A 17,123-nucleotide genomic window follows, 5' to 3' on the forward strand; every position below is an offset into this window, starting at 1 on the left:
GATGTCGACCCCCTATTTCTTCCATCCCCAAGTGGCGCCTTGGTTCAAACAAGGCCAGAACGCCGTCACCCTGACCCTCTTCTGTGACAAGGAAAGCCGGGTGGATGGCGTCTGGCTCCGCCATGAGCCGGATAATGAAGAAGCCCTGCTCCCCATGCGCCTGACAGGTCAGCATGGCCATCTGGCGATCTGGCGCGGTGAGCTGCCCCTGCTCAGGGAGCAGGAAACCAGTCTCTACCTGTTCAAGATAGTGAGCGGCGATCGCCAGTGGTGGCTGCATGCCGGTGGCATCAGCCCCCGCATGCCCGCTCGGGCCGTGCATTTTCGCCTGCATCCCCGCTGTCGTCCGCCCCTCTGGGTGCAGGATCAGGTGTTCTATCAGATCTTCCCGGATCGCTTCTGCAATGGTGACCCCAGCATCAGCGTCACCGACGGTGAATATCAATACGGCGATGGCCAGCATCCGGTGATCGCCAAGCCCTGGGGCGCGCCCGTATCCGGACATGGTCAGACCGGCGCCACCGAGTTCTACGGCGGCGATCTGGCCGGCCTGCAGAGCCGTTTGTATTACCTGCAGTCCCTGGGGGTCACGGCCCTGTACCTGAACCCGGTGTTCACCTCACCCAGTAACCACAAGTACGATACGGTGGACTACTACCAGGTGGATCCGCACCTGGGCAACAATGCCCAACTGGCCGATCTCGTTGACAACCTGCATCAGCGTGGCATGCGCATCGTGCTGGATGCGGTGGTGGATCACACCTCGGATCAACATCCCTGGTTCGACCGCTTCGGGTCTCAGGGGGCCTATGCCGACCCCGACTCACCCCATCGCCACTTTTACAGCTTTGACGCCAGCGGCGGTTATACCGGCTGGAAGGGCTGCCTGAATCTGCCGAAGCTGGATTTTGCAGCAACCGAGGTGCAGGACATCGTCTATCGCGCCGACAACGCCATACTGCGTCACTGGCTACGGCCACCCTACCAGATCGATGGCTGGCGATTTGATGTCGCCCACATGCTGGGGGAGCGCGGTACGGCGGCCAACAATGCCCACCATATCCGGGAAATCCGCAAGGTGGTGAAACAGGAAAATCCCGAGGCCTATCTGCTGGGGGAGCACTTCTTCGAAGCCACTCAATGGTTGCAGGGTGAGCAGGAAGATGGCGCCATGAATTACTTTGGTTTCGCCCATCCCCTGCGCGCCTTCCTGGCCGGTCTGGACATAGCCTACCAGCCGGTACGCATCAATGCCGCCGAGCTGGATCAGTGGTTGCGCCAGGCCAGGGCCGGTGTGCCTTACGCCAATCAGCTGGCGCAGCTCAACCTGCTGGATAGCCACGATACGGCTCGCTTCCTCACCCTGCTGGGGGGTGACCAGGCCCTGATGCGAGCCGCCGTCACCCTATTGTTCACCTATGCGGGGGTGCCCTGCATCTATTACGGTGACGAGATCGGGCTCGAAGGAGGCAAGGATCCCGATTGCCGCCGCTGCTTCCCCTGGGAAAGCACGGAATGGAATCACCTGCTGCATGATCACTACCGCCGCATGATACGGCTGCGCAAGACCCACCCGGCCCTGCGCCGGGGGGACATTCATACCCTGTATGCCGGTGAGCACAGCTTCGTCTTCGCCCGCACCCTGGAGAGCGATGTGGTGATCACAGCCCTCAATCGCCATCCGGAGAAGGCCCGCACCATGACGCTGCCCATCTGGCAGACCGGCAGCCTGGCCACCCGCTTCACGGACCCGGAAAACCGCGACAAGTTCGAGGTGGTCAAGGGGGAAATCCAGCTCACCATCCCCCCCAAGACGGCGCGGGTACTGCTGGCCAGCTGACCAACCGGCAACACAACAGACAGACATAAAAAAGGCGGAACCCTGGGGTTCCGCCTTTTTCTTCCTGCTACCGCCTCAGGACGTGGCCTGCCGCTCATAGAAAGAGGCGGCTTCCTGTTGCGCCTCCACCAGCTGGGCCGGTGACATGGCGCGCGCCATGCTGTCCCGCAGGGCTTCGGCCTCGGCTCGGTTGCAGCCGGCAGCCACCGCCAGGGAACTCCATACATAGGCCTGCTGATTATCCTGCGGCACGCCGTGCCCCTGCTGATAGAGGGTCGCCAAGGCAAACTGGGCCATGGCATGCCCCTGTTCTGCCGCCTTGGTAAACAGGGCCGCCGCCTGATGGTAGTACTGGGGCACTCCGCGGCCATTTTGATACATGCTGCCCAGGGCATACTGAGCGGCGGCATGACCACTCTCCGCGGCCTTGCGATACCAGCTGGCAGCCTGTTGGAAGTCCATCGGCACCACTTGGCCACTTTCGAACATCTTGCCAATGTTGTACTGGGCCTCGCCGAAGCCCTGCTCCGCAGCCTGCCGGAACAGGTTGAACGCTTGCTGCTCATCCTGCTTGATACCGCGCCCCTGCAGGTAGAGCTCAGCCAAATTGTTCTGCGCTTCAGTGTGCCCCTGATCCGCGGCCTTGCGATACCAGCTGGCCGCCTGCTGATAGTCGCAGGGCACGCCCAACCCCTGGCTGAACAGCTTGGCCAGATAGTTTTGCGCCTCGGCCAACCCGGCCTCCGCCACCTTGTGATAACGAGCCAGGGCCTGCTGATAATCCTGTGCCACACCCTGGCCGCGTTCATAGAGCAGCCCAAGATTCAGCTGGGATTGCAGATGCCCTTGTTCTGCGGCCTTGTTGTACCAATAGGCGGCCTGGCGATACTCCTGTGGCACCCCACGCCCCATGCGGTACATGCTCGCCAGGATAAACTGCGCCTCCGGCACCCCTTGTTCGGCGGCACGCTGATACCAGCCGGCGGCCTCGCGATAGCTGCGCACCACACCGCGTGCCCGCTCGTACATGGCCCCCAGCGACAGCTGGGCCTCGGCATGCCCCTGCTCGGCGGCCTTGGCGTACCAAGCCGCCGCCTTCTGATCGTTCTGCTCGACCCCCAGGCCACGATCATACATGCGGCCCAGGATAAACTGCGCCTTGGCTTCGCCCTGCTCCGCCACCTTGGCATACCAGACGGCCGCCTGGCGATCGTCCTGGGCCACGCCCAGGCCGCGCTCATACATCATGGCGAGATTAAACTGAGCGGCGCTATGGCCTTGTTCCGCTGACTGGCGATAACAGTTAGCGGCCTTCTCCAGATCCACGGTGACACCGCGACCACGCTCATACAGGGTGCCCAGCTTGAACAGGGCCTTCACGTGCCCCTGGCTGGCGGACTGTTCAAACCAGTGAGCCGCCATCTTGTCATCGTGCTTGATGCCCTTGCCCCGTTCGTACATCAACGCCAGGCTAAACTGTGCCTTGACGTGTCCCTGCTCTGCCGCCTTGCGGTACCAGTTCACCGCCAGCTGATCATCCTGACTGAGGCTACGGCCCAGCTCATACATGCACCCCAGATTGTACTGTGCCTTGGGATGGCCCTGCTCGGCCGCCTTGCGATACCAAAGCACCGCCAGCTCATCACTGGCATCCACACCGCGTCCTCGCTCGTACATGCCCGCCAGACAGAATTGAGCCTCCGGGTGTCCCTGTTCAGCGGCCGATTGATACCACTCGAAAGCCCGCAACAGCTCCTGGGGCGTAGAGGCCCGGGCCTGACCCGTCCCCACCTTCCATGCCACCTTCTGCTGACGACCGGTCACCTCCAGGCTGTTGTCGACCACCGCATCGGAGAGCGCCGACATGGAGCGCTCAAACATGAAGCCGAGGTTAAACTGGGCATCCACATGCCCCTGTTCGGCCGCCTTGTTATACCAGTGCAGCGCCTGCTGGAAGTCCTGCTGGATACCCTGCCCCAGACGGAACATCTCACCCAGACGGAACTGGGCCTCACCGACCCCCTGCTCAGCGGCCCGCAGATAGAGAGCCGCTGCCTGCTGGTGGAACTGGGGAACGCCGCGCCCCTTGTCATACATGGCACCCAGGGCAAATTGCCCCATGGCTAACCCCTGTTCGGCACTGCGTCGGTACCAATAGAGGGCTTGCTGATAATCCTGCCCCACCCCGGTGCCGCCTTCGTAGAGTCGTCCCAACTGGAATTGGGCTTCGGCATTGTCCAGCTCGGCGGCGGACTGGTAGTAGCGCAGGGCGGCAGCCATATCCTGCGTCACACCCCGGCCCTGGCGGTAGAGATTGCCCAGCTCATTGAGTGCCAGCGCATGGCGCTGTTCTGCGGCACGCTGGAACCACTGCAGGGCCTGAGCCGCCTCGTGCAGCGGGGAATCGGCATTCTGATAGAGGCAGGCCAGGGCATATTGGGCATCCGCATGGCCGTTTTCTGCGGCCTTACGGAACCAGGAGGCCGCCTGCATCTCATCCCGGGCCACGCCAGTACCTTCGCGGAACAGGCAACCCAGTTGGAATTGCGCGTCTACGTGTCCTTGCTCGGCCGCCTTGTGTAACCAGAAGGCGCCTTGCGGCACATCCTGCGCCACCCCACGACCGGCGCGGTACATGGCACCCAGGCGATACTGCGCCTCGGCATCATTGAATTCGGCAGAGCGGCGCAGCTGCTTCATGGTGGTTTCGTCGATGCCATCACCGCTATCCCCCATGCGCCAGGTCACCGCTTGCTTGGCGCTGCGGCTGGCCTGAACATCACTGCGGGCAAAACTCTCCAGCAAACTACGCTCAAAATTCTGTTTGGCCACGAGCTGCTCGTCTGCTGGCGTCCCCGACTCTGCCTGGGGTTCATCGCCCCCTTGCATGGTCCAGCTGACACGTTGCTTGAGCTTGGCCACCTTGGGCTCCACCTCGGCCAGCACAGGTGTCGCCACGGCGATGGGCTCGGCAACCACCTGTTGTGGTGCCACCAGGGTGGCGGTGTCGGTGGCCGCCTCAGGCTGCAGCGCCTGGGCCGTTCTATGCTCCATCTGCCAGCTGACCTTGTGGCTGCTGCGCACCTTCTCCTGAGCCTTTTGCAGCCCCTGCTCGGCGGCACGGCCGTACCATTGGCTGGCCAGGGCCACATTCTTAGGGACCCCCTGTCCATTGGCATACATGTTGGCCAGACTGTACTGGGCTACGGCGTGACCCTCTTCGGCCAGAGGCCGCAAACGGCTCAACGCCTGGGCATAATCGCCACGCTCCAGGGCATCAATTCCCGCTTCCAACTGAGTCGGCATGGGTGAAGAAGTCGTCTTTTTCATAGTCAGTCGCCATGTATCCATAGATAGAAGGCCGGGCCTTCATCGGGATGGGTAAAGAGTGGGCCCGCTGATGCTCACTCACTGTTGTTATTAATGTCAGTCAATCGAAACCCTTGGCGGACGCGGCTCGCAAAATTTGCGCTGCGACAACAGTGCTGGGCCGGCCGAATGGAAGAGAGTAAAGGCAATTTAAGTGAGAATGCTTGCCAGCCTTTCCGTGTCTGTTGCGGGTGCGCTATCCATTGCACTTGCCGGGTAACCCCACACCCGGCCAGACAAAACAGAGGGTGGTGGAGGTCAATGCGCCGAGCCATATGAGTCGGATTGTTTATTGCACATTCATAGTACATCGCCACCCGGAACTTGTCCGACCCCAAGCGTCGGGATTTTGATCTGCCCCACACAACCCCAGATCGGCTAGACACTGGATTCAGCTGGCGGGGGGCACCCTGGGCGCCAGGGCGCGCGCCCCCTCGATCGGAGCCTGACGCAACCGCTCAAACAGCTGCTGCAGCGGAGATCGCTGGCGTGCCGACGCCCGTATTGCACCAAACATCCGCCGCCACAGCCCGCCGGCCAACGGCAGCTGACACAGAGCCCCCCGTGCGACGTACTCCTGGCTGGCCCAGGTGGGCAATAGCGCCACCCCCCAGCGGGCGGCGGCCATCTGCAGCATCATCTGGGTATTGTCCACCGGGCGCAGGCGGCGCGGACGGATCCCGGCCGGCGTCAGAAAGTGGCGCAAGATATCCAAGCGGCTGGCCGGCACCGGATAACAGAGCAGCACCTCGTCGGCCAGATCCTGGGGACGGATCTGCGGCAGGCGCACCAGCGGATGATCTGGCGCCACCACCAGCTGCATCTGGTAGTCAAACAGGGGTTCATAATGAATGCCATCCAGATCCGCCACCTCGCTGGTGAGCACCAGATCCAGCTCGCCGGCCTGCAGGGCCTGTTGCGGTTCGTAGAGATGACCACTGACCAACTCGAACAACCTGCCATGATCTGCGGCCAGGGGGGCGGTCAACCAATGAATGCAGCTATGGCACTCCACCGCCAGCCTGACCGGCGCCCCCTCGCCGTCGCCCCCGCGCAACTGGCGCTCAACCCGATCGATGGACGGCAGCACCTGCTCGGCCAACTGCCATAACAGGCGCCCCGCCGCCGTCAAGGCCAACGGGCGGGAGCGCCGGACGAACAGCGGCTCGCCCAGCCGTTGCTCCAGCTCACTGAGCTGGTGGGACAAGGCGGACTGACTCAGGTGCAACGCGGTTGCCGCCCCGGCCAAGGATCCTTGCTGGTAGAGCGCCCGCAAACTCCTGAGATGCTTGAGTTCAAACATGCAATTTCCTCAATGTCAGTTGCAAAAGCTGCACTGGCCAATCCGCAGCCTAGCGCCTCATTATGGATGTGTAAACATCTAGACGTCCAAATGGAGAGCGCATGAGCATACAAACTCACACCCTGGGATTCCCACGCATCGGGAGCCAAAGAGAACTGAAATGGGCCCTGGAGGCCTACTGGGCCGGCCAGCTGGATCAGGCCGGTCTGCTGGAAACCGGCCGCCGGCTGCGGGAGCGGCATTGGCGCTGGCAGCTGGAGGCCGGCGTGGATCTGCTGCCGGTGGGCGACTTCGCCTGGTACGATCAGGTGCTGACCACCAGCCTGATGCTGGGTCAGGTGCCAGCGCGCCACCGTCAGGACGACGGCCCCATCGATCTCGACACCCTGTTCCGTATCGCCCGGGGCCGCGCGCCCACTGGCGCTGAGGCGCCGGCCGCCGAGCTGAGCAAGTGGTTTAACACCAACTACCACTACCTGGTGCCGGAGCTGCATCAGGAGAGTCAATTCCAGCTGGGCTGGACTCAGTTACTGGAGGAGGTGGACGAGGCCCAGGCCCTGGGGCTGCCCATCAAGGCGGTGCTCCTGGGGCCCTTGAGCTGGCTGTGGCTGGGTAAGGTGAAGGGGGATGCCTTCGATCGACTGAGCCTGCTGCCCCGCCTGCTGCCCGTCTACCAACAGCTGCTAGATGCCCTGGCGGAGCGTGGGGTGGCGTGGGTGCAGATGGATGAACCCATCCTCACGCTGGATCTGCCGGAGGAGTGGCAACAGGCCTTCCTCTGGAGTTATGAACAACTGAACGGGCCGGTCAAGCGCCTGCTGACCCCCTACTTTGGCAGCATAGCCCACCAGCTGCCCTGGCTGCCCCAGCTGGCGGTACAGGGTCTGCACCTGGATTGCAGCGCCGATGCCTCGCAACTGGATCTGCTGCCGCAGCTGCCGGCCCACTGGCAGCTCTCCTTGGGTGTCATCAGCGGCCGCAACATCTGGCGGTCGGATCTGGCCAACTGGTATCAGAAGCTGCGCGGCCTGCAGGCCCAGTATGGCGACCGCCTCTGGCTGGCGACGGGCTGTTCCTTGCTGCATGTACCGCTGGATCTGCAGCAAGAGGACGGCTTGGAACCCGAGGTGCGCAGCTGGCTGGCCTTTGCCCGGCAAAAATGCACCGAGCTGACCCTGCTGGCCCAGGCACTGAACCAGCCCGATGACAGCCGGCTGGCCCAGTTGCAAGCCTACGCCGCGCCCCTGGCCGCCCGGGCCGACTCCCCTCGGGTACAGGATCCTAAGGTGCAGGCGCGGCTGAGCCGGCTGGATCCTGCGCTGGCCAATCGTCGCAGCCCCTTTTCCCTGCGCCAAAAGCTGCAGCAGATCCGCTGGCAATTGCCCCTGTGGCCCACCACCACCATAGGCTCCTTCCCCCAGACCCAGGCGGTGCGTAGCCTGCGGGCTCAATATCGCCAGGGCCAACTGGACGCCGCCGACTACCAGGCCGGGCTCAAGGCCGAGATCGCCCGCACCATTGAAGAGCAGGAAGCCTTGGGACTGGACGTGCTGGTCCACGGTGAGGCAGAGCGCACCGACATGGTGGAGTATTTCGGCCAGCAGCTGAACGGCTTCGCCTTCACCCGCCATGGCTGGGTGCAGAGCTACGGCTCCCGCTGCGTCAAACCGCCCCTCATCGTCGGCGACATCAGCCGTCCAGCCCCCATGACGGTGGCCTGGAGTCAGTATGCCCAGTCCCTCACCCGCAAGCCGGTGAAAGGCATGCTCACCGGCCCACTGACCATTCTCTGCTGGTCCTTCCCCCGGGAAGATCTACCCCGCGCTACCCTGGCGCGCCAGCTGGCGCTGGCCCTGCGGGACGAGGTGCAGGATCTGGAAGCGGCGGGCATCGGCATGATTCAGATTGACGAGCCGGCCTTGCGGGAGGGGCTGCCCCTGCGACGCCAGGAGTGGCAGCCTTATCTGGACTGGGCGGTGGAGGCCTTCAAGCTGAGCTGTGGCGGTGTGGCGGACGAGACCCAGATCCACACCCACATGTGCTACTGCGAGTTTGGCGATATCCTGCCGGCCATCGCCGCCCTGGATGCCGATGTCATCACCCTGGAGACGGCCCGCTCGGATCTGACCCTGCTGGAGGAACTCAAGGAAGGCGGTTACCCCAACGCCATCGGCCCGGGCGTCTACGACATCCATAGTCCCAACGTGCCACAGGTCTCCCAGATGGTGCGGCTGCTGCGCCTGGCGGCCAAGCATTTGCCCGTCGAGCACCTCTGGGTCAACCCGGATTGCGGCCTCAAGACCCGCGGCTGGCCGGAGACCCTAGCGGCCCTGCGCAACATGGTGGAGGCCGCCCGCCAGCTGCGTCAGCTGGAAGCCTGAGCCGCCTCGGCCGTGGGGCTCCCCCCACGGCCATACCAGAGGTGCAGCCCCAGGGCACAAAAACCGCACAACGCCATCCCCCCGGCCATGGGCAGGGGGGAGCTGGCCGGCAACAGGTTCACTCCCCAGCCGGCCAGGGCGCCGCAGCCAAAGCGCAGGGTGCCCGCCAGGGCGGAAGCCGTGCCGGCACTACTGCCAAAATGGTTCATGGCCAGACTCATGGAGTTGGCGCCGATGAAGCCCAGCTGCCCCACGTAGAGCACCACAGGGATCACCAGCCCCACCAGGCCACCGAGGCCCGTCAGCCCCACCACCAGCAACAGCACGGCCGCCAGTGCCACACCGAACAGGCCGATCCGCAGCATGCGCTCCTGGCCCCAACGGCGGATCAGTCGGGTATTGAGGAAGGTCAGCAGCATCATAAGCCCCACATTGAGCGCAAACAGCATGCCGTACTCCAGCGGGCTCAGGCCAAAGAAGCCGATATAGACATAGGGTGAGCCACTGATGAAGGCGAACATGCCCGCCGAGGCGAGAATCCCCGGCAGCAGGTGGCCCATGGCCACCCGATGCCGCAGCACACCGGCAAAGCCCCCCAGTACCACGGCAGGCCGCAGCGGTCGCCGCCGCTCCGGCGGCAAGGTTTCCGGCACCAGGCGGTAGAGCATGTAACACAAGGCGGCGCCCAACAGCGCCAGCAGGCCGAAGATGACGTGCCAACCCAACCCCAGCAAGAAGCTGCCCAGCATGGGGGCCACCAGGGGTGCCAGCGTCATGGTGAGGATCACCAGGGACATGGCGCGCACCAGATCCTCCCCGCTGAACAGATCCCGCAGCAGGGCGTTGACCACCACGGCGCCGGCCGCGCCGCCGGTGGCCTGCAGGAAACGCAGCACCAGCAGCTGACTGAGATCGGTGACAAACACACAGCCCAGGGAGCTCAAGCTAAACAGCGCCAAACCAAACAGGATCACAGGGCGCCGTCCCAGGCTGTCGGCCAGGGGGCCATAGACCAGCTGCCCCAGGGCGAAGCCCCCCAGAAACAGGCTGACGGTCAATTGCACCCCCTCCACTCCGGCGCCCAGCTCATGGGCTATGGTGGGGATGGCCGGCAGGTACATGTCGATGGCCAGGGGCGTCAGCCCCGCCAGTGCGCCCAGCAGAATAAACAGTGTCAGGGTGGGTTTAGCCATAGCCCCTCCATAAAAAACAGCGGTGCTACAGTCTAGGCAAAGTCGTGACGGAGATCACGCATACATGCGAGTCTTTCTCAATCCGTCGGTCCATTCGGCTGTTGCATGGCATATGGCTTGCTTAGGTCGAACCCCTAACGCCGTACCAGTCAGGATGTCCTCATGCTCGCCCTTGCCCGCCCGCTCCGTCTCCTTGCCCTGCTGGGGCACCTGCGTGCCCGCTGGCAGGCGCGACAGAGCCTGTGCGGTCCCTGGGCCCTGCCCAGGCAGGTGGCCGGCCTCGCCAGCGGCGCCCTGCTGCTGGATAATGAGGCCCGGGTACGCTACGCCAATGCCGCATTCCTGCGTCAAAGCGGTTATGGTCTGGGCGAGCTGCTGAATCAAGCCGTACCAGCGCTACAGGCGGGGCTCAGTGCCAAGGCCCATCTGCAGCTGATCGCCCGTCAGGTGGCCAGCCAGGGCGTCTGGCAGGGGCAGGTGTGGTCCCGCCACAAGGATGGTCGCCGGCTGGCGGAGCAGGTGAGCGTCTATCCGCTGGCCGGCCGGCGGGGCTATCTGGTGCTCTGCGCTCCCCGCCATCGCGTCAACGATACCCTGCCCGCCGCCGCCCTGCAGGATGCCCTCACCGGCCTGATGACACTGCCGCACCTGCAAATGCAGCTGGATCGGGCCTGCCAGCAGCAGGCCCCGTTCGCCGTGCTGCAGCTGGATCTCAATGAGTTTCGCCGCATCAACCATCAACTGGACTACCAGACCGGCGATCTGCTGTTGCAAGCCCTGGCGGAGCGTTTCCGCCTCTGGTTGCAGCCCGACCAATTGCTGGCCCGGGTGGAGGGCGACAGCTTCCTGTTCCTGCTGCCGGGACTGACCCATCCCCACCAGCTGGCGGCGGTGGCGGAGGCGCTGCTGGCCCTGCTGCATCGCCCCTTTCAGGTGGGCCGCCGCAAGCTGCACCTGGCCGCCACCCTGGGTGGCGCCCTCTGGCCCCGGGACAGCCGCAACGGCGAGGCCCTGCTGCAGCAGGCCGCCATGGCACTGTTCGAGGCGCGCCGCCAGGGTATCAGCTTTCAGGCCTTCAGCTCCCCCATGCAGGCCCGCCGCCAGTATCGGGAACAGCTGCAGCGCGAACTGCTGGACGCCCTTGTGCAACAGCAGATCCAGCTGGTCTACCAACCCATCATCGACAACCGTACCGGCCGGGTCAGCAAGCTGGAGGCCCTGGCCCGTTGGCATCATCCCACCCTGGGCTGCATCTCGCCGGCGGACTTCATTCCCCTGGCGGAGGCCGGCGGCCTGATGCAGGCCCTGGGCGCCCAGCTGCTGGAGCAGGCCTGCCGGGACCTGGCATGGCTGCATCAGGAAGGCTTCACCGATCTGGGCATGACCATCAACCGCTCCCCCCAGGAGTTCCTCAGCCTGAGCCCCGGCGCCGACGAGTGGCTGACGGTGATCCGCCAGCACGGCCTGGATCCCTCCCACATCACCTTGGAGATCACCGAATCCCTGTTCATGAACGGCCACCAGGAGCACCTGATCCGCATCCAGGCCCTGCGCCAGGCCGGCTGCCAGATGGCCATCGATGACTTCGGCACCGGCTACTCGGCCCTGAGCTACCTGCGCCTCTACCCCATGGATCTGGTGAAAATCGATCGCGCCTTCATCAGCCAGATCCCGGCCGATTCCCGGGACAGCCAGCTGCTGGAGGGGCTCATCAGCCTGGTGCACAACCTGGGCATGGCACTGGTGGTGGAAGGGGTGGAGACCGCCGAACAGCAGGCCTTCGTCGCGTACCACGGCTGCGCCTACAGTCAGGGTTTCCTGTTCAGCCGCCCCCGCCCGCTGAGCGAGCTGCTGAGTCTGCTGGCGCCACCGACCCCAACCCAGACGCACCAACTAGAGTCATTGCACCAGAACAGAGCCCCATGAGAGCACAACTTTCACACTTCCCTCGCTGACAAGCCACTCTGGCCGTCAGGCACAGGCCTTGCTTGCCTGCCGCGCCGTTCGAAATGGCACAATTTGAGGCCAATGCGACACAACAAGACACAGGGAAGAGTGACGTCATGACATTGCAGAGTGAAAGGATGGCCCTCAGCGCGGCTGAGCGTCGTTGGCTGCCTTGGTGGGGCAAGACAGGCAAGCTGGCCATGGGCTGGTCCTGCCGGGTCAACCGGGACAGGTTGCCGGTGATCGAGAGCGCCTTCGACAACTTCGCCAGCACCCGGGTCAGCCTGCTGACCCAGTGGACCGAGCGCCACTGGCAGGTGCTGGCCGCCATGGCCGAGGCGCTGAGCGCGCCGGAGGCCATGAACGCCCGCTGGCTGGCCGACAAGCAGCAACTGCTGCCGGATGCCTCCGAGCTGTTCGTGCTGGATGCCCAGGGCCGGCTGCAGCACAGCTCCCGCAATCGCCAGAGCACCACGCCGCTGGCCGCCCCTCTGTTGCAGGCCCTGGCAGAGGGGCGCCTGCTGCACGGCCCCTATGTGGATCCCGTCACCCTGAGCCTGGGGGCCAGCAGCTCCAGCTTTCACGATGCCGTGACCCTGATGTTCTACCAGCCCATGGGGCCGGCCCAGGCCCCCACCGGCTACCTCTGTGCCCGCATCCCCAACGATGTCATCGGCGACCTCATTCAGCGGGAGGCCGGCCACATCTTCCACGAATCCGGCGATAACTACCTGTTCATGGTCAAGTCGGTACTGGATCCGGCCATAGTCCCGGGCACCGCCCTGTCCCGCTCCCGCTTCGAGGACAGAACCTTTTCGGGCGGCGATAACCTCAAGGATGGCGTGAATACCGCCTACGGCGTGGTACGGATCCGTCACCACACCGAGCTGGAGCTGATCTTCAACGATCCGGCCACCGGCCAACTGCACCCCGGGGTCAGGGAGACCATACAGCAGGGGCAAAACCTGTTTGTCACCTACCCTGGCTACTCCGACTACCGCCACATTCCGGTGATCGGCAAGGGGGTCACCTTCCGCCTGCCCGGCAGCCGGGACACCTGGGGCATGATGTGCGAGGCGGATCTGGAGGAGGTGTACCGCTACCGCTCGGTGAGCTTCCGCCTGACTCAGGGCTATCTGCGCACCCTGGTGCCCTCGGCGGCGCTGGGCATGGGGCTGACCGGCTGGTATGGCCTCTCTGGCCTGGCGGCCAGTGCCGTGCTGACCGCCTGCCTGGCCCTGGGCACCATTGTCTTCAATCGGCGCTGTGCCTGGGCCCTGTCCCGTCGGTTGCGCGCCGTCATCACCTTGCTGCGCCAGGTGGTGGAAGGGGAAGGCAACCTGCGGCTGCGGCTGGATCGCCAGGGGCTGGTGAGCGATGAGACCGGGGTGATGGCCCAGTGGGTCAACAGCCTGGTGGACAACCTGGACGCCACCCTGGGCCAGGTGATGCTGACGAGCCAGGCGCTGGAGCAGAACAACCAGGTGATGCAGCAGCACAACAGCAGCAGCGTGGCCGCCGTCTCCCAGGTGATGTCCGCCATGGAGCGGACCCTCGACTCCCTGGAGGCCCAGCGGGTGCGCCTCGACAGCGCCTCCGCCACCGCCAGCCAGATGCAGGTGGCCATGCAATCCCAGGTGGAAGCCTCCCGCAGCCAGTTCAACCTGGTCTCCACCCGCACCCGGGACATCCGTGAAACGGTGACCACCTCCACCCGCACCATAGTGGAGCTGGGAGAGTCCACCCGCGAGATCGGCAACATAGTGGGCGTCATCCAGTCCATCGCCGCCCAGACCAACCTGCTGGCACTCAACGCCGCCATCGAGGCGGCCCGGGCCGGCGAGGCAGGCCGCGGCTTTGCCGTGGTGGCCGATGAGGTGCGCAACCTGGCGGCTCGCACCAGCCAGGCCACCGACGAGATCGAGGCCATGATAGGCCGGGTGCAGCAGCAGGCCAGCCATGCGGTGGAGGTGATGCAGCAGGGCATGGTGAACATGGAAGAGGGGCTCAAGCTGGCGGAGGCCGCCGCCGGGGAGAACCTGGGGCAGACCCAGATGGTGGAGGAACTGTTCGACACCATACACCAGCTCACCGAACACGGCCGGGAACATGCCGAGGAGGCGCAAGGGGTGGCGCAGGTGGCCGGCAGCATGCAGTCCGTACTCAGCGGGCTGAGCAACAGCGTCAGCCAGACCCGCCACACCATTGCCCGGCTCAGCGCCCTGGCCGGCCAGTTCCAGGTCAGCCGCTCGGCGAGCTAGCACCAAGTCTGCTACCATACCCCCGCCTTCGCTGCGGGGGTTTGTTTTTATGACGAGGTATCCATGTATTCCATCGCGCTGCACGACGAGAGCGGTCGACAGGCCGACGCCTGTGCCGAGCTGCAAGAGCGCCTGGCCGGGCTGCAACTGCCCGCCCCCTTCGCCCTGGTATACACAGAGGAACGGCTGGAGCTGCGCAAGCTGGATGAACCCAAGCTGGGGGCCATCTATGTGGACTTCGTCGCCGGGGCCGTGGCCCACAGACGCAAGTTCGGCGGCGGCCTGGGGCAGTCCATCGCCAAGGCGGTGGGGCTCAAACAGGGCAAGCGGCCCCAGGTGGTGGACGCCACGGCGGGACTGGGACGGGATGCCTTCGTGCTGGCGTCCCTGGGCTGCCAGGTGACCCTGATCGAGCGCAGCCCAGTGGTGGCCGCCCTGCTGGCGGATGGCCTGCTACGGGCCGCACGGGATCCCGAGATAGGCGCCTGGGTGCAGGAGCGCATGCAGCTGCGCTGCGGCCCGGCGCTGGCGACCCTGGCGGCGCTGCCGCAGACACCGGAGGTGGTCTACCTGGATCCCATGTTCCCGGAAAAGAAGAAGAGCGCCCTGGTGAAGAAGGAGATGCGGGTGTTCCACGCCCTGGTGGGGGCCGACGAGGATGCCGACGCCCTGCTACCCGCCGCCCTGGCGGTGGCCAGCCAGCGGGTGGTGGTCAAGCGCCCGGACTACGCCGGTTTTCTCAACCAGCAGACCCCCAGCATGCAGATCGCCACCAAGAACAACCGTTTCGACGTCTACGTCAAGGCGGCCCTCTAGGCCGCGTCCCCCGCCGAACCCTCGTCCAGGGTCTGGGTAATAAGCCGGGCCTGATCGCGGATGTGGCTGGCCACCTGGGCCGACAGGGAGCGCACCGCCTGGGACTGGCTGCGCATCTGCTGGATCAGGGCGGCGAACTCGTTGATGCAGCCCTGCTGGTTGTCGGCGGTCTGGGCCCCCTGGCGGGCCACCTGGGCACTGGTGCCCGCCAGCTCCCGCACCGCCTCGGCGGTCTGCCACAAGGCGTCCGCCTGCTGCTGCTGATCCCGCGCCGCCTGGGCAATGCCGTCGATGGCCCGCCCCAGGTCGCCACAGGCCCCCTTGAGTCGCTCGAAGATGCTCAGGATCTGACTCAGGGAGTTCTGGGTGTTGCCGGAGAGATGGCGCACCTCGTCCGCCACCACCGCAAAGCCACGGCCATGCTCGCCGGCCCGCGCCGCCTCGATGGCGGCATTCAAGGCCAGCAGGTTGGTCTGCTCGGCAATGTGGCTGATGACATCGACGATGGCCGTCGCCTCCACCACCGCCTTGTCCAGATCGCCGATGGCCTGCAGGCCCCGCTCCAAAGAGCGGCCGGTGGAGGTGGTGGAGTCCTGCAGCTGGGCGACAAATTCCTGGCTGCGGCCCATGGCCTCGGCGTTGTGCTGGGCATGCTCGGCGATGTCCGCCGACACCTGGTGCCCTTCGGCGGCCAGCTGTTCCAGCTGGCCCATCTTGGTCTCACCCTGGGCGGTGGCCTGATCCGACTGCGCCGCGTTCTCCTCGATGTGCTGCACCCGGGCCACCATCTCCTCCAGGGTGGCGGAGATCTGCCCCAACTGCCGGGCCTTGCGGGCCTGCTGGTTGCTCAGCAGCGCCATCAGCTGGTTGAAGCTCTGGGCGATGGCCCCCAGCTCGCTGCGATCCCGCGCCAGTGCCAAGGGCTCGGGCCGACCGGTGCGCACCAGGTGGGAGAAGGCATCCCGCAGCAGCCGCAGCCGGGCCACCACCAGTTTTTGCTGGAACCAGAACAGGATGAGGGCAAACAGCAGCAGCACCCCGGCCAGCCCCAGCTGCAGGGCGTCCCGCTCCTGCTGGTGCTTGTGGTTATCCGCCTGGATCAGCCCCTGCAAGGCATTCATGGCGCTCTCCACCTGGGCAAAGTCGGCGGTCAGGCGCGCCTTGAGATCCGCCTGGCGGGCCAGCACGGCGCGGGTATTCTCCAGCTCCTTGGGGTAGCGGTGAATCAGGCTCGCCAGCTCGGCCTTGGGCTCGGCGCCTTTATCCTCGGCGGCGGCCGGCTCCTCCCCTAACGCGGGAAAGTCATCCTCGGACTCCGCCAGCACCCCCAGCAGGGGCAGGGCCGCCAGCTTCTCCAGCCGGCCATTGAGGTACTGCAGCTCGAACTGCAGGGCCTCCAGCAAGCGGGGATCGCCGCTGGCAAACAGGTTTTCCCGCAGCTGGGTCAGCTTGGCCAGGCTGGCACTGAGTTCACCAATGAGGCTCAGGTAATCCGCCGACACCGGCTGGGCCGCCAGGGCGTAGCGCTGCAGGGCAAGCAGCTGGGCGCTCATCTCGCTCTCGGCATGTTGCAACAGCTGCTGGGTGTTGCCGGAGAGCTTGCCCGCCGCCTTGTACTCGCCGTCGAGCTTGGGCAACAGGGCCTGGATCTGCTCCCGCACCGTCGCCGCCTCGCCGAAGGTCAGCTGCTGCGCCACCTCCGCCAGCCCCTGCTGGGCCTGACTCAGCAGGCTGGCGTCACCGCTTTGCAGGTATTCCGCCAACTGCCGCTGGATCTGAACGCTCACCGTCTGGCCCAGCCGGGCCGTCTGCTGCCCGCGCTGTTCGGCGCTGCGCTGCTGATCGGCGCTGAACCAGAGGGAGCCGGCCAGCAGCAACGCCAGCAGCAACAGCAGCAGGGAAGAGAGTAAGGAAAAACGAGCAATGGTCATGGGATACCTCGAGATCCTGAGTGAGGCGAATGTTATGACCATTGGATGACACAAAAATGACAAGGCCGGCGCACGGGCCGGC

Annotated in this window: 9 protein-coding genes; 5 read left to right on the forward strand and 4 right to left on the reverse strand. The window is 65.1% G+C overall.

Features of this window, described 5'->3' with window-relative positions; all coding sequences use genetic code 11:
- Position 1 precedes the first annotated feature (1 nt).
- Positions 2–1,840 carry a maltodextrin glucosidase gene (gene malZ / locus ABD847_RS16230; protein WP_345014915.1) on the forward strand — a complete coding sequence of 613 codons (1,839 nt, stop codon included), beginning with the start codon at positions 2–4 and terminating at the stop codon, positions 1,838–1,840.
- Between the two features lie 75 nt (positions 1,841–1,915).
- Here the strand turns inward: malZ and ABD847_RS16235 are convergent, their stop codons facing one another.
- On the reverse strand, positions 1,916–5,170 hold the full coding sequence (locus ABD847_RS16235; RefSeq protein ID WP_345014917.1) for a tetratricopeptide repeat protein: 3,255 nt from the start codon (positions 5,168–5,170) through the stop codon (positions 1,916–1,918).
- Between the two features lie 430 nt (positions 5,171–5,600).
- The gene (locus tag ABD847_RS16240; RefSeq protein ID WP_345014919.1) at positions 5,601–6,512 is read right to left on the reverse strand and encodes a LysR substrate-binding domain-containing protein; all 912 of its coding nucleotides are present in this window, start codon (positions 6,510–6,512) and stop codon (positions 5,601–5,603) included.
- 101 nt (positions 6,513–6,613) lie between these two features.
- Between ABD847_RS16240 and metE the strand changes: the two genes are divergently transcribed.
- Positions 6,614–8,893 (forward strand): 5-methyltetrahydropteroyltriglutamate--homocysteine S-methyltransferase, encoded by a 2,280-nt coding sequence (gene metE, locus ABD847_RS16245; RefSeq protein WP_345014921.1) that lies wholly within the window; start codon positions 6,614–6,616, stop codon positions 8,891–8,893.
- Here the strand turns inward: metE and ABD847_RS16250 are convergent.
- Positions 8,878–10,086: a Bcr/CflA family multidrug efflux MFS transporter gene (locus tag ABD847_RS16250; protein WP_345014923.1), complete on the reverse strand. Its 1,209-nt coding sequence runs from the start codon at positions 10,084–10,086 to the stop codon at positions 8,878–8,880. The genes metE and ABD847_RS16250 overlap by 16 nt on opposite strands.
- 162 nt (positions 10,087–10,248) lie before the next feature.
- On the opposite strand from ABD847_RS16250, the gene ABD847_RS16255 reads away from it, so the two are divergent.
- From ABD847_RS16255 to ABD847_RS16265, 3 genes are all read left to right on the forward strand, one after another.
- Positions 10,249–12,012: a putative bifunctional diguanylate cyclase/phosphodiesterase gene (locus ABD847_RS16255; protein ID WP_345014925.1), complete on the forward strand. Its 1,764-nt coding sequence runs from the start codon at positions 10,249–10,251 to the stop codon at positions 12,010–12,012.
- A 137-nt stretch (positions 12,013–12,149) separates the two neighbouring features.
- The gene (locus tag ABD847_RS16260) at positions 12,150–14,294 is read left to right on the forward strand and encodes a methyl-accepting chemotaxis protein (protein ID WP_345014927.1); all 2,145 of its coding nucleotides are present in this window, start codon (positions 12,150–12,152) and stop codon (positions 14,292–14,294) included.
- A gap of 63 nt (positions 14,295–14,357) precedes the next feature.
- A complete protein-coding gene (locus ABD847_RS16265) occupies positions 14,358–15,110 on the forward strand; it encodes a class I SAM-dependent methyltransferase (protein ID WP_345014929.1) in 753 nt (250 codons plus the stop codon).
- Here ABD847_RS16265 and ABD847_RS16270 read toward each other — a convergent pair.
- Positions 15,107–17,041 carry a methyl-accepting chemotaxis protein gene (locus ABD847_RS16270; protein ID WP_345014931.1) on the reverse strand — a complete coding sequence of 645 codons (1,935 nt, stop codon included), beginning with the start codon at positions 17,039–17,041 and terminating at the stop codon, positions 15,107–15,109. The two genes, ABD847_RS16265 and ABD847_RS16270, sit on opposite strands and share 4 nt — an antisense overlap.
- Positions 17,042–17,123: the final 82 nt, after the last annotated feature.

Source organism: Pseudaeromonas paramecii (assembly GCF_039540575.1).
Taxonomy (GTDB): Bacteria; Pseudomonadota; Gammaproteobacteria; order Enterobacterales; family Aeromonadaceae; genus Pseudaeromonas; species Pseudaeromonas paramecii.

Coding starts and splice junctions, on each gene's coding strand:
- malZ (WP_345014915.1), top strand. CDS start 2: ATGTCGACCCCCTATTTCTTCCATCCCCAAGTGGCGCCTTGGTTCAAA.
- ABD847_RS16235 (WP_345014917.1), bottom strand. CDS start 5,170: ATGAAAAAGACGACTTCTTCACCCATGCCGACTCAGTTGGAAGCGGGA.
- ABD847_RS16240 (WP_345014919.1), bottom strand. CDS start 6,512: ATGTTTGAACTCAAGCATCTCAGGAGTTTGCGGGCGCTCTACCAGCAA.
- metE (WP_345014921.1), top strand. CDS start 6,614: ATGAGCATACAAACTCACACCCTGGGATTCCCACGCATCGGGAGCCAA.
- ABD847_RS16250 (WP_345014923.1), bottom strand. CDS start 10,086: ATGGCTAAACCCACCCTGACACTGTTTATTCTGCTGGGCGCACTGGCG.
- ABD847_RS16255 (WP_345014925.1), top strand. CDS start 10,249: ATGCTCGCCCTTGCCCGCCCGCTCCGTCTCCTTGCCCTGCTGGGGCAC.
- ABD847_RS16260 (WP_345014927.1), top strand. CDS start 12,150: ATGACATTGCAGAGTGAAAGGATGGCCCTCAGCGCGGCTGAGCGTCGT.
- ABD847_RS16265 (WP_345014929.1), top strand. CDS start 14,358: ATGTATTCCATCGCGCTGCACGACGAGAGCGGTCGACAGGCCGACGCC.
- ABD847_RS16270 (WP_345014931.1), bottom strand. CDS start 17,041: ATGACCATTGCTCGTTTTTCCTTACTCTCTTCCCTGCTGCTGTTGCTG.